Genomic DNA, 12,759 nt, shown 5'->3' on the forward strand with positions numbered 1-12,759 from the left:
GCACTTGCCGGATGTGGACGAGCGCCGGCAGCCGACACGTTTCGTCGGTTCAGTGCAGGCCCTTCCAAGCCGGGGAGGGGCTTGTCCAATCAGCGGACAGTCTCTTCCCTGCTCGTACTGACCGACACCGAGGTCGCCCGCTGACGAACGATCTTGTCGACAGATAGCCGCTCACGGCCAGTGCGAGCACACAAGCAGCGCCCCACACCAGCCCCGTGACCATCAACTTCAGGTTGAACAAGCGCCCTGTAGGTCGGCAGCGGATAGGCAGTTTGAGAACATGGGCTTGTCGGGTTCTCCGACAAGCCGCAGAGAGCCCACCCAGATATGGCGGATACCCAAGCAAAAGGACACTGGCGCTGCAGATCGAGCACAACCGCTCGGCCCGCGGCCTGCAGGGCATGATCTTCAGCCGCGACGACCGGGCCGGCCACGGCAAGCTCTCCTCCCGCCTGGGCCTGGTCACGGAGGCCGTCGAGGTGGTGGACGCGCTGGACCTCTACGTTCACGTCGTCGAATCCCTCAGCTCCGGCGGCCGGGTCGACTACGTCATCGTCGACGAGGCCCAGTTCCTCGCCCCGGGACAGGTCGACCAACTCGCCCGGGTCGTCGACGACCTCGAACTCGACGTCTTCGCCTTCGGCATCTCCACCGACTTCCGCAGCAAGCTCTTCCCCGGTTCCCAGCGGCTGGTCGAACTCGCCGACCGCATAGAGGTGCTGAAGGTGGAGGCCCTGTGCTGGTGCGGCGCCCGGGCCACGCACAACGCCCGCACGGTCGACGGGCGGATGGTCGTCGAGGGCGCGCAGGTCGTCGTGGGTGACGTGCGCAGCGACGGTGCCGGCGCGGAGCGGCCGGCCGAGGTCGGCTACGAGGTGCTGTGCCGGCGCCACCACCGCCGCCGGCAGACCGCGGCGACCGCCCGCGCGGCCGCGCTCTCCCCCGACGTCCTGCCGGTCGACGCCCAGCGCTAGCCGCTCCGGGCCGCCGGGCGCGGGGCGCCTCAGCGCCGCTGGATGATGGTGAAGACCGCGCCCTCGTTGTCGGCGACGGTCGCCAGCCGCCCGTGCGCCGAGTCCCGCGCCGGCCGCAGCACCTGGCCGCCGAGTTCGGCGACCCGCCGCGCGGCGGCGTCGGTGTCCGACACGGCGAAGTACGTCATCCAGTGCGGACCCCGGTCGCGCGGCAGCGCGTTGCCGACGCCGTGGATGCCGGCGACCGGCTTTCCCTTGATGTGCAGCGTCAGGTAGTCGAAGTCGGCCGAGACCACGGCCTCGGACTCGAAGCCGAAGACGTGCTCGTAGAACGGGGCGACGGAGTTGGTCTCCTGGGTGACCAGTTCGTTCCACACCGGGGTGCCCGGTTCGCCGCTGACCGCGGTGCCCGGCATCGCCCGGCCCTGCCACACCCCGAAGATGGCGCCCTGCGGGTCGGAGGCGATCGCCATCCGGCCGGCGTCGTCGGCGTCGAGCGGGCCGACGCCCACCGTGCCGCCGCAGGCGCGGATCTGCTCGGCGGTCACATCCGCGTCGTCGCTGGCCAGATAGGTGGTCCAGGCGACCGGCAGGTGCCGGTCGGTCGCCAGCTCACCGACCCCGGCCACTTCCAGCCCGTCGAGGAAGGCACGGGCGTACGGACCGAAATGCTGCGGCCCCGGGCGGAATTCCCAGCCGAAGAGCGCGCCGTAGAACTCCTGCGTCGCGGGCAGGCTGTGCGCCAGGAGGCTCACCCAGCAGGGCGCACCGGGCATCCGCCGGGCTGCTGCCTCGGTCGTCATCGTCAGTCTCCTCGGAGCATCGGGGTGCTGGCCATGTGCGGTAAGGGCGCGAGTCCCGACCAGATGCTCGCACCCTGTCACCGGGTGTGCGCCCCGGCCGCGCCGTCCACGGCGCGTCCACGAGGGAGAATGCCCGTTTTGAGGTTCCACTTCCGTTTCGGTGGCGTTACGACGCCCCGCAACTCCGTCATACGGAGGGTGGGCACCCGCCTTCTGTACGTAGTCACCGCTACGCAAGGATGAGTCCCATGAATGCCATCATCACCGCTACCGAACTCGCGAGCGAGTTGGCGGGCCCCGCCGCGCCGCTCCTCCTGGACGTGCGCTACCAGCTCGGCGGTCCGCCCGGCCGCCCCGCGTACGAGGCCGGTCACCTGCCCGGCGCGGTCTACGTGGACCTCGACGGCGAACTGGCCGGGCCGCCCGGCGCGGCGGGCCGGCACCCGCTCCCCGACCTCGCCGCCTTCACCGCGGCGATGCGGGCCGCCGGCGTCAGCGCCGGCCGCCCGGTGGTCACCTACGACGGTGGCCAGGGCTGGGCCGCCGCCCGCGCGTGGTGGCTGCTGCGCTGGGCGGGCCACCCGGACGTGCGGGTCCTCGACGGTGGACTTGCCGCCTGGCAGGCGTCCGGTGGGGCCATGAGTGGCGACAAAGTGACTTTGCAGACGGGTGACTTCACCCCCGCGCCCGGTACGGTGCCGCTGCTGACCGCGGACGACGCGGCCGCGCTGGCCCGCCGCGGTGTCCTCCTGGACGCGCGTGCGGGGGAGCGCTACCGGGGCGAGACCGAACCCATCGACCCGGTGGCCGGCCACATCCCCGGCGCGGTGTCCGCCCCCACGACCGAGAACGTCGCCGACGGCAGTACGGCCTTCCGCCCCGCCGCCGAACTGGCCGAGCGGTTCGCGGCGCTCGGCGCCACGGCCGACGCCGAGGTCGGCGTCTACTGCGGCTCCGGCGTCTCCGCCGCCCACCAGGTCCTCGCCCTCGCCGTCGCCGGGATCCCCGCGGCGCTGTACGTCGGCTCCTGGAGCGAATGGTGCGCCGACCCCTCCCGCCCCATCGCCACCGGCCCGCAGCCCGGCTGAGCGGCCACTGAGGCCCGTCACGGGCTCGCGAAACGACGTCCGCCCGCCCCCTGCATGCCAGGGAGCGGGCGGAACGCCATGCGAAACAGGGCCGGAACCCCGCCCTTCCGGGCTATTCCGGCTTCTTCCTCCGGGTGCCGAAGACGATCTCGTCCCAGCTGGGCACCGCGGCCCGGCGCCCGGGGCGCACCCCATCCGCCTCGGCCTGCCGGTCCGTCGTCCCGGTCAGCCGATCGCGGTGGCCGGCGACCGCCCGCGGCATCAGCACGTCGGCGTACGCGGAACCCGCGCCCGCCCCCGCGCTCGCCGCCGGGGCCGGCGGCTCCTCGACCTCGGCCTGCTCCGCCTCGTCCTGCTGCGGCGCCTTGGCGCTCTCCGGTACGACCATGTCGCCCCGGAAGCTGGGCACCGCCTCCAGCAGGCTGGTCAGCGAATCCCGCTCCCGCTCCCCGGTGGCTTCCTCGCTCCGCTCGTCCCGCTCCCGGTCCTCGGCAGGCCGCTCGGGCATCTGGCGGTCCAGGGCGCGGTCCAGCGGCCGGTCGCGCGGCAGCCGCGCGATCCGGGGCACGAACGGGAAGCTCGGCTCGGGAGTGTCGTCGCTCTCCCCGATCAGAGCTCGCGCCTCGTCGTCCACGGCCTGGACCAGGCGGCGCGGCGGGTCGTACGTCCAGGTCGCCGACCGCGGTTCACCCGCGACCCGGTAGACGAGCAGCACCTCCCAGGTGCCGTCGTCCCGACGCCAGGAGTCCCACTGGGTGCTGTCCTTGTCGGCGCCGCGCAGCAGCAGCCGCTCCGCGACGGCCTCGCCCAGCTGCGGTCCGGTGTTCTCGCCCGGCCGGCGCACGGGGGTCTTGCGGGCCCGCTCGGCCATGAAGGCCCGTTCGGCGAGCACCGGTCCCTCGAAGCGGCGCACCCGGTCGACGGGGATGCCGGCGAGCTGGGCGACCTCCTCGGCGGAGGCGCCGGCTCGTATCCGCGCCTGGATGTCCCGCGGGCGCAGATGGCTCTCGACCTCGATCTCGATCTGGCCCAGCCGCGCTCTGTCGTTGCGGACGGCGGCGCGCAGCCGCTCGTCGATCGGAAGCGTGTACTCGGTGCTGTCCGCAGCCTTGAGCACCAGCCGTGTGCCGTCGTTGGAGACGGCCACGACACGCAGTTCGGGCATGGGGACCTCCCGGGTGGTGCCTGCCGACGTCACGTGCGTCGCTGCTTCCGCTAGTCGAGTGTGGCCTGCCCGGGTGCAGCCTGCCACAACATTGCCGAGTTGCCCGGCGTGTCGGGGCTTGGCCCAGAAACGCCGTTATGACACGGTTACCAGTTCGCAACGCTCAGTGACCATGCCGCTTACCCTGTCACCGACCACCCGTGCCGAGCGACGGCACCCCAAGGAGGGCGTCACCTTCAGTGCCCCTCCCGCGGGTCCGGGCAGCCGGACGGGAACCGGGGCCAGGGCTCGCCACAGTACTCCATTCGGGCCACCGAAGTGGACCGCCGCGCCGCGGAAGTTCTGGGTGCACAGCCCGGGCAAGTCACCTTGTCGACCTCTCTACCTGCGGCTCAGGTGGCGAGGTTCACAGATTCCACAGATTCGGAACTATTGGCTCCGCCATTTGGTCACTTCTCCATGCAAGATGGATCGAAGGGGCGACCAAAGGTAGGAGATGGACGAAAAAACCGAAGCCGACACGAAACAGAAGAAGAAGCGGATCGACCTGAGCATCGCCCAGGTCTCAGGCAGCGCGCTCGCCGCGGCCGTCGCCGCGTACCTCGCGGGTCAGCTCGGTGTGTACGGAACCATCATCGGCGCAGGTGTCGTCAGTGTCGTCGCCACGACCGGCGGCTCCATATTCCAGCACCTGTTCCGGCGCACCGGTGAGCAGATCAAGGAAGCGGCGGTCACCACGCGACCCAAGCCGCGCCGGGTCTCCATCACCCGATCCCGATCCACCACCCAATCAACCCAAGCCACCACCGGCACACCGGGGCCCGCGGACCCCACGATGGTGCTGCCCACCTTCGACAAACACGGCACGGAGGACCCGGTCACCTCCGTCGCGGCCCGCGACAGCGGACCCGCGAACGCCCGCACCCAGCTGATCCCGCGCGCCCAGCAGCCACCCGACGGCGACCCGGAGGCGACCCGGCTGATGGTGCGGCCGGCCGAGCGGACCATGGCCCTGGGACGGGCGGCGCTCCGGGAAGCCGACGCGACCGCCGTACTCCCTCAGGCCGGTGTGCCCGGCTCCGCGGAGCACGGCACCACGGCGCCCGGCATCGCGCCGCCCGGGACCGAGGAGACCAGCGCCACCTACGGCACCCGGCTGCGCGGCTGGAAGCGGCCCGCGCTCGGTGCGCTCGCCGTCTTCGTGCTCGCCATGGGAGCGGTCACCGCGACCGAGCTGCTCGTCGGCGAGACGGCGAGCGGCGTCAAGGGCACCACCGTCGGCAACCTCACCACCGGCAACGTCGCCCCGCCCCGGCCCAGTACCCCGCAGACCCCGGACCCCGGCCACTCCACCGGCACCGGCAACGGCACCGGCCGTGACGGCGGCACCCCGTCGCCCGACCCCAGCCGTTCCGGTAGCAGCGGCACCGACGGCACGGGCAGCGGTACCGGCCACAGCGGGCAGACCCCGACGCCGACCCCGAGCGACGGCGCCACCGGCTCCCCGAGCCCCGGCACCTCCTCATCACCCGACGCGTCGCCGAGCCCGTCCGCCGGAACCGACGGCGGCAAGGGCGACGGCTCCGGCTCGACCGGCGGCGGCGCCACGCCGGGGCACCAGCAGAGTGAGCAGAACCCCGGCGGCCGCCAGACCCCCGACCCCAACACCCCCTGAACCCCTGACGAAGGATCGCCCCCCTACGGGCGGACCGCCCGACCGGCGGACCACCCACGACCGCGGCCCGGTGTCCCCCCACGGGACACCGGGCCGCGGCACGTCACGAACCGACCGACGGCCGCTCACTCACCCAGGACCTGCCGCAGGTACCCGTTCGCGAACCGGCGCTCCGGATCCAGCCGGTCGCGCAGCGCCGTGAACTCACCGAACCGCGGATAGACCCCCGCGAGGTACTCCGCGTCCCGGGTGTGCAGCTTTCCCCAGTGCGGTCGCCCCTCATGGGCCGTCATGATCCGCTCGGCGGCACCGAAATACTCCTGGTGGGGCGTACCGCGGTACATGTGCACCGCGACGTACACGGTGTCCCGGCCCGCCGCCGTGGACAGCGCGATGTCGTCGGCCGGTGCGGTCCGCACCTCCACCGGGAAACTGATCTTGAAGTCCGACCGCTCCACCAGCGCCTTCAACGCGCCCAGCGCCTCGACCGCCGCCGTTCTCGGAAGCGCGTACTCCATCTCCACGAACCGCACCCGCCGAGGCGAGGTGAACACCTTGTAGGGGATGTCGGTGTACGCACGGGCCGACAGTGCCCGGCTGGAGATCTTCGCGATGCCCGGTATCGCGGCGGGCACCGCCCGGCCGACCGCACACGCCACCTGGAACACCCCGTTGGACAGCAGCTCGTCCTCGATCCAGCCGCTCACCCTCCCGGGAGGCGCCGCCGGGCCCTGGCTACGGTTGTTGCGCTTGGTGTTGCAGTTGCCGGTGTGCGGGAACCAGTAGAACTCGAAGTGCTCGTTCTCGGCGACGAGTTCGTCGAAGCGGCCGGTCACCTCGTCGAACGGCATCGGCTCCTCGCGGGCGGTCAGCAGGAACTCCGGCTCCACCGCGAGCGTCAGCTCGCTGACCACGCCCAGCGCGCCCAGGCCCAGCCGTGCCCCGGCGAACACCTCCGGGTTCTCTTCCGCGGAACAGCGCAGCACCGAACCGTCGGCGGTGACCAGTTCCAGGGCGGTGATCTGCGCGGCGATCGACGCGGAGTCCCGGCCGGTGCCGTGGGTGCCGGTGCTGGTGGCCCCCGAGACGGTCTGCTCCATGATGTCGCCCATGTTGGTCAGCGACAGGCCGTGCGCGGACAGCGTCTGGTTGAGGTGCTTGAGCGGGGTGCCGGCGGCCACCGTGACCGTCCCTGCCGCACGGTCGATCCCGCGGATGCCGGTCAGTCGCTCGGGGCGGATCAGCAGGCCGTCGGTGGCGGCGGCCGGGGTGAACGAGTGGCCGGTGCCGGCTGCCTTGACCGGCAGGCCGTCCGTCGCGGCGGCCCGGATCGCGGCCGCCAGTTCCTCGGTGCTCGCCGGTGCCACGGTCCGGGCGGGGCGGGCGGTCACGTTGCCCGCCCAGTTGCGCCAGGGCCCTCCCGTGCCGCGCCCTCCCGAGCCGCCGATGACGTCGGTGACTGCCATGGTGACGATGCCTCCCCTCCGCGCGGGCAGGCCGCGTTCGGCCGCCGTTGGTCAGCGCATGATGTCAGCCGCCGGCGCCGCTTCCGGGAGGGGTGACCGGAATCACAGCACCGAGAAAACGGGCGCAATCGCACGGCTCCCGGACATGTCGTACCGCCGGTAACAGGGAAATCCGGCGGAGCTGCACCGGCCGCCCGCCCACCGGTCGCAAACACGGGGGGACCGACCGCACCCGAAGTCAACCGAGTGCACGCGAAGTCACCCTCGACGGTGGCGTGTTGGGGCGGCCCGGGTCAGGGTGCAGAGAGGAGCGGCGGTTTTACCGGTGAGGTATACGGGGCGGACGGTCGCGGCGATGGCGCAGAGAGGAGAGCCGCCGCCACGAGTCGGGTGCACCGACACGGCAACGGCGCGGACCGCGTGCCCCATGGGGGCCGCACGTCCGCGCCGTGCCCGTACGTTCCCGGGTCAGCCCGCTCGCGTCCCGTCGCGGCGTTCCGCGGCCGGGGACTCCGCCGGAGCCGGGATGCCGCCGGCTGCGGGGGAGGACGGCGCCAACACGCCCCGCGGACGCAGCCAGCGGTAGCCGGCGAGCGCCACCAGCGCGGCCAGGACACCCGCCGCGAGCGGCACCAGATAGCCCCGGGCGGCACCCGCCGCGTCCACCACCCAGCCGGCCGCCGACGAGCCGAGCGCCACGCCCACCGCGAGGCCGGTGCTCGTCCACGTCATGCCCTCGGTCAGCTGCGTCCGCGGCACATGCTCCTCGACCAGCGCCATCGTCGTGACCATCGTCGGCGCGATCGACAGCCCGGCGAGGAACAGCGCGACGGCCAGCAGCACCAGCGAACCGGTCAGCGACGCCGCCAACTGGAGCGGCAGCATGCTCACCGCCATCGCGGCCACCCCCACCAGCCACCGACGGGACGGCGGCCCCGCCAGGTGCAGCAGCCCGAACACCGCGCCGGCCACACACGAACCCAACGCGTACACCGCCAGCACCAGGCTCGCCGCGGCCTTGTGGCCGGTCTCCTGCGCGAACGCCACGGTCACCACGTCGATCGCCCCGAAGATCGCGCCGGTCGCCACGAACGTCGCCACCAACACCCGCAACCCCGCCGACCGCAGCGCCGACCCCTTGGCGTGCTGCTCCCGCGGATGCGGCACCGGCTCCGTCGCGCGCTGCGCGGTCAGCCAGAACACCCCCACCGCCAGGAACGCCCCGGCCAGCAGCGGCCCGGACTCCGGGAACCACGCCGTCGACAGTCCGATCGACAGGATCGGGCCGACGATGAAACACATCTCGTCGACGATCGACTCCCACGAGTACGCGGTGTGCAACTCCCGCGGCGAACCCCGGTACAGCTCCGCCCAGCGCGCCCGCACCATCGAGCCCACACTCGGCACACAACCCGCACACGCCGCGAAGGCGAACAGCGTCCAGTCCGGCCACCGCTGCTGCGCACTCAGCAGCAGCCCGGCGACCGCCGCCAGCGACATCAGCGTCGCCGGACGCAGCACCCGGCGCTGACCGTGCCGGTCCACCAAACGGGAGATCAGCGGCCCGAGCACCGCCGCGGACAGCGCGAGCGTCGCGGACAACGCCCCCGCCAGGCCGTACCGCCCGGTCAGCTGGGACACCATCGTGACGATGCCGATGCCCATCATCGACAGCGGCATCCGCCCCAGCAGTCCGGCGGCGGAGAACGACTTGGTGCCGGGACGGCCGAATATGGCGCGGTAGGGACTGGGCAACGGGGTGCTCCGCCGGGTGAGGAGGTCGGTAAGGAATGTCTGTGGCCGATACAGCTTACGGCGGGCAGGGGGCTCGGCGCCTCCTGGTTTCCGCCCCGGATTCCGCCCTCCCGACCAGGGCCTGGCCCCTCGCGTCCGAGCCGGGAGTGGCAGGATCGGAGGCATGCCCGAACAGTGCGATCCCCGCCCCTACGACGCCCTGCTGCTGCTGTCCTTCGGAGGCCCCGAAGGCCCCGACGACGTCGTGCCGTTCCTGGAGAACGTCACCCGCGGCCGCGGCATCCCCCGCGAGCGCCTCAAGGAGGTGGGCCGGCACTACTTCCTGTTCGGCGGCGTCAGCCCCATCAACGCCCAGAACCGCGAACTCCTCGACGCACTCCGCAAGGACTTCGCCGACCACGGCCTCGACCTGCCCGTCTACTGGGGCAACCGCAACTGGGCGCCCTACCTGACCGACACCCTGCGCACCATGGTCACCGACGGCCACCACCGCATCGCCGTCCTCGCCACCAGCGCCTACGCCTCGTACTCCGGCTGCCGCCAGTACCGCGAGAACCTCGCCGACGCGCTCGCCACCCTCCAGACCGAGGGCCTGCCCGTCCCCCAGGTCGACAAGCTGCGCCACTACTTCAACCACCCCGGCTTCGTCCGCCCCATGGTCGACGGCGTCCTCGCCTCCCTCGCCGAACTCCCCGAGGAGACCCGCGCCGGCGCCCACATCGCGTTCACCACGCACTCCATCCCGACCGCCGCCGCCGACACCTCCGGCACCCCCGGCGACCACACCGACGACGGCACGGGCGGCGCCTACGTAGCCCAGCACCTGGACGTCGCCCAGGTCATCGCCGACGCCGTACGGGACGAGACCGGCATCGACCACCCCTGGCAGCTCGTCTACCAGTCCCGCAGCGGTGCCCCGCACATCCCCTGGCTGGAACCCGACATCTGCGACCACCTGGAGCAGCTGCACGGCACCGGCGCCCCGGCCGTCGTCATGGCCCCCATCGGCTTCGTCTCGGACCACATGGAGGTCAAGTACGACCTCGACACCGAGGCCACCGCCAAGGCCGCCGAACTGGGCCTGCCGGTCACCCGCTCCGCCACCGTCGGCGCCGACCCCCGGTTCGCCGCCGCCGTCCGCGACCTCCTCCTGGAGCGCGCCGCCACCGAACGCGGCACCACCCCCGAACGCTGCGCCCTGGGCGCACTCGGCGCCTCGCACGACCTCTGCCCCATCGGCTGCTGCCCCACCCGGGCACCCCGCCCGGCCGCCGCCGGCGCCGACTGGACCGGCCCCACGGCCGAGACCCCCGCCTGACCCGCCCCGCCCGCCCGGGCCCCGACCACCGCTCGTCCGAGCAAGGAGCACCGTGCCCGACCCGCAGCACCCCCACCAGCCGCACACCGACCCGCTGCACGACGAACTCCTCGAACTGGCCCTGGAGGCAGCCCACCGCGCCGCGACCCTGCTGCGCGACGGCCGGCCCGCCGACCTGGGGGTGGCCGCCACCAAATCCAGCCCCATCGACGTCGTCACCGAGATGGACATCGCCTCCGAGAAGCTGATCACCGACTTCATCGGGGAGCACCGCCCCACCGACGGCTTCCTGGGGGAGGAGGGCGCCGGCAGCCCCGGCACCAGCGGCGTGCGCTGGGTCATCGACCCCGTGGACGGCACCGTCAACTACCTCTATGGACTGCCCTCCTGGGCCGTGTCCATCGCGGCGGAGAAGGACGGCGAGACCGTCGTCGGCGTGGTCGCCGTCCCGATGCGCGGCGAGACCTTCCAGGCCGTCCGCGGCCGCGGCGCCCACCTCAACGACGAGCCGATCCGCCACCGGCCCGCCCCACCGCTCGCCCAGGCCCTGATCGCCACCGGCTTCGGCTACCTCACCGAGCGGCGCACCGCCCAGGCGGAGGTCGTCCGCGCCCTGCTCCCGCAGGTCCGCGACATCCGCCGCGGCGGATCGGCCGCCATCGACCTGTGCGACGTGGCCTGCGGCCGGCTCGACGGCTACTACGAGCGCGGCCTCAACCCGTGGGACCACGCGGCCGGCGTCCTGATCGCCACCGAGGCCGGCGCACTCACCGGCGGCCGCCCCGGCCGGGCCGCCGGCCACGAACTGACCGTCGCCGCCTCCCCGGGCGTCTTCGCCGACCTCCAGCCGCGGCTGGACGAACTCGGCGCCTGGCACGACTGACCCGCCCCCACACCGCGTGCGGACATGGCTGCGCCCCGGCACCTTCCCCCGGTGCCGGGGCGCAGCCGCTGTCCTAAGCGGCCGGGATCAGGCGTTGACGGTGTACCGCACGCCGTGCTCGGTCGCCAGACGCTGCAAGTCCTCGAGCTCCGCCAGCTCGACCTCGGCGAGGAGCTCGTCACCCGACTCGCGGGCCCGGACCAGATCGGCTTCGGTGTTCCGTATGCGCTGCAAAATACCTGCGGTGAACGCGTCCATGGTGCGCCCCCTCGTCGTGGGTCGGTGGCACAGGGGAGTGCCGACGGGTGGGTCGATCACGGCGTGGTCCCTGCGATGGAAACGGAGCGTGCAAAGACGCCGATACAGGGCGTGATCGCGGGTGTGCAGTCGTCCTCCCCACCCGCGCCCTCAGGGAAACCTCAACCGGCCCGGAAATCCGCGCCCCCGCCGCCCCGGACCCCGCCCTCCACCCCTCCACACCCCCCTTACCGCCGGTTTATGACTCTTCGGGGCAGGATGGAAGAGCTCTGAACGTTGGTGTGCCCTGCTCATCGAGGGCCGTAAGGAAGGACTGCGACGTGCGTGTTCTCGTCGTCGAGGACGAGCAGCTGCTCGCCGATGCTGTGGCAACCGGACTGCGCCGGGAGGCCATGGCCGTCGACGTGGTCTACGACGGCGCCGCCGCGCTGGAACGGATCGCGGTCAACGACTACGACGTCGTCGTCCTCGACCGTGACCTCCCGCTCGTCCACGGTGACGACGTGTGCCGCAAGCTCGTCGAGCTGGGCATGCCCACCCGCGTCCTGATGCTCACCGCCTCCGGCGACGTCAGCGACCGCGTCGAGGGCCTGGAGATCGGCGCGGACGACTACCTCCCCAAGCCGTTCGCCTTCACCGAGCTGACCGCCCGGGTCCGCGCCCTGGGACGCCGTACCACCGTGGCCCTGCCGCCCGTTCTGGAGCGCGCCGGGATCAAGCTCGACCCCAACCGCCGCGAGGTCTTCCGCGACGGCCGGGAGGTCCAGCTCGCCCCCAAGGAGTTCGCGGTCCTGGAGGTCCTGATGCGCAGCGAGGGCACGGTCGTCTCGGCCGAGCAGCTCCTGGAGAAGGCCTGGGACGAGAACACCGACCCGTTCACCAATGTCGTCCGGGTCACGGTCATGACGCTGCGCCGCAAGCTCGGCGAGCCCGCGGTGATCGTCACCGTCCCCGGCTCGGGATACCGGATCTGACCGCCGATGCCCTCGCTTCCCTCGTTCTCCAGCTCCAAGGCCGCACCGCCACCGCCACCGGTCCCGCCCAAGCCGGCCTGGGACCCGAAACCGGTCAACGTCCGGCCCTTCCCGTGGCTGCGCCCCACGATCCGGATACGGCTCACGCTGCTGTACGGCGGCATGTTCCTGATGGCCGGCATCGTGCTGCTCACGATCATCTACATGCTCGCCGCGGCCGCCCTGCACGACGGCAGCGCACTGCCGCTGAAGATCCTCGGCGGGAAGTTCCAGTCCACCAGTGACATCTGCGACCTGCCCACCGAGACCTCCGGGGCGCTGCTGCAGGAGGCGGTCAACAACTGCCTGATGCACCAGCGGGCGGTGGCCCTCAACAACCTCCTCAACCGTTCGTTGCTGG

Annotated in this window: 11 protein-coding genes and 1 pseudogene; 7 read left to right on the forward strand and 5 right to left on the reverse strand. The window is 72.5% G+C overall.

The window, feature by feature from the left end:
• Window positions 1-353 precede the first annotated feature (353 nt).
• Window positions 354-974: a thymidine kinase gene (locus CG747_RS24440; protein WP_100603981.1), complete on the forward strand. Its 621-nt coding sequence runs from the start codon at window positions 354-356 to the stop codon at window positions 972-974.
• A gap of 29 nt (window positions 975-1,003) precedes the next feature.
• Here the strand turns inward: CG747_RS24440 and CG747_RS24445 are convergent, their stop codons facing one another.
• A complete protein-coding gene (locus CG747_RS24445) occupies window positions 1,004-1,777 on the reverse strand; it encodes a VOC family protein (protein ID WP_100603958.1) in 774 nt (257 codons plus the stop codon).
• A gap of 248 nt (window positions 1,778-2,025) precedes the next feature.
• Here CG747_RS24445 and CG747_RS24450 point away from each other — a divergent pair, with 248 nt between their 5' ends.
• On the forward strand, window positions 2,026-2,865 hold the full coding sequence (locus CG747_RS24450; RefSeq protein ID WP_100603959.1) for a sulfurtransferase: 840 nt from the start codon (window positions 2,026-2,028) through the stop codon (window positions 2,863-2,865).
• 112 nt (window positions 2,866-2,977) lie between these two features.
• Here CG747_RS24450 and sepH read toward each other — a convergent pair whose 3' ends face one another.
• Window positions 2,978-4,030 (reverse strand): septation protein SepH, encoded by a 1,053-nt coding sequence (sepH, locus tag CG747_RS24455; RefSeq protein WP_100603982.1) that lies wholly within the window; start codon window positions 4,028-4,030, stop codon window positions 2,978-2,980.
• 496 nt (window positions 4,031-4,526) lie between these two features.
• Between sepH and CG747_RS24460 the strand changes: the two genes are divergently transcribed.
• Entirely contained in the window at window positions 4,527-5,705 is a 1,179-nt protein-coding gene (locus tag CG747_RS24460; protein WP_100603960.1) for a hypothetical protein, read from the forward strand.
• A 125-nt stretch (window positions 5,706-5,830) separates the two neighbouring features.
• On the opposite strand, the gene CG747_RS24465 is transcribed toward CG747_RS24460, so the two are convergent.
• Entirely contained in the window at window positions 5,831-7,171 is a 1,341-nt protein-coding gene (locus CG747_RS24465) for a D-arabinono-1,4-lactone oxidase (RefSeq protein ID WP_100603961.1), read from the reverse strand.
• A 468-nt stretch (window positions 7,172-7,639) separates the two neighbouring features.
• The gene (locus CG747_RS24470) at window positions 7,640-8,926 is read right to left on the reverse strand and encodes an MFS transporter (protein WP_100603962.1); all 1,287 of its coding nucleotides are present in this window, start codon (window positions 8,924-8,926) and stop codon (window positions 7,640-7,642) included.
• Between the two features lie 163 nt (window positions 8,927-9,089).
• Between CG747_RS24470 and CG747_RS24475 the strand changes: the two genes are divergently transcribed.
• Together CG747_RS24475 and CG747_RS24480 are read left to right on the forward strand one after the other, a co-directional pair.
• On the forward strand, window positions 9,090-10,244 hold the full coding sequence (locus tag CG747_RS24475; RefSeq protein WP_100603963.1) for a ferrochelatase: 1,155 nt from the start codon (window positions 9,090-9,092) through the stop codon (window positions 10,242-10,244).
• Window positions 10,245-10,296: 52 nt separating this feature from the next.
• Window positions 10,297-11,127: an inositol monophosphatase family protein gene (locus tag CG747_RS24480; protein ID WP_100603964.1), complete on the forward strand. Its 831-nt coding sequence runs from the start codon at window positions 10,297-10,299 to the stop codon at window positions 11,125-11,127.
• A gap of 87 nt (window positions 11,128-11,214) precedes the next feature.
• On the opposite strand, the gene CG747_RS48220 is transcribed toward CG747_RS24480, so the two are convergent.
• Complete coding sequence (locus tag CG747_RS48220) at window positions 11,215-11,385, reverse strand: hypothetical protein (protein ID WP_180985689.1); 171 nt, start codon at window positions 11,383-11,385, stop codon at window positions 11,215-11,217.
• A gap of 320 nt (window positions 11,386-11,705) precedes the next feature.
• Here CG747_RS48220 and CG747_RS24485 point away from each other — a divergent pair, with 320 nt between their 5' ends.
• Window positions 11,706-12,359, forward strand: a complete 654-nt coding sequence (locus CG747_RS24485) for a response regulator transcription factor (protein ID WP_016576171.1) — start codon at window positions 11,706-11,708, stop codon at window positions 12,357-12,359.
• Between the two features lie 6 nt (window positions 12,360-12,365).
• Window positions 12,366-12,759, forward strand: a pseudogene (locus CG747_RS24490) (two-component sensor histidine kinase); the annotation flags it as partial.

The sequence above is a fragment of the Streptomyces sp. CB02959 genome, from assembly GCF_002803155.1.
In the GTDB taxonomy this organism is placed as follows: domain Bacteria; phylum Actinomycetota; class Actinomycetes; order Streptomycetales; family Streptomycetaceae; genus Streptomyces.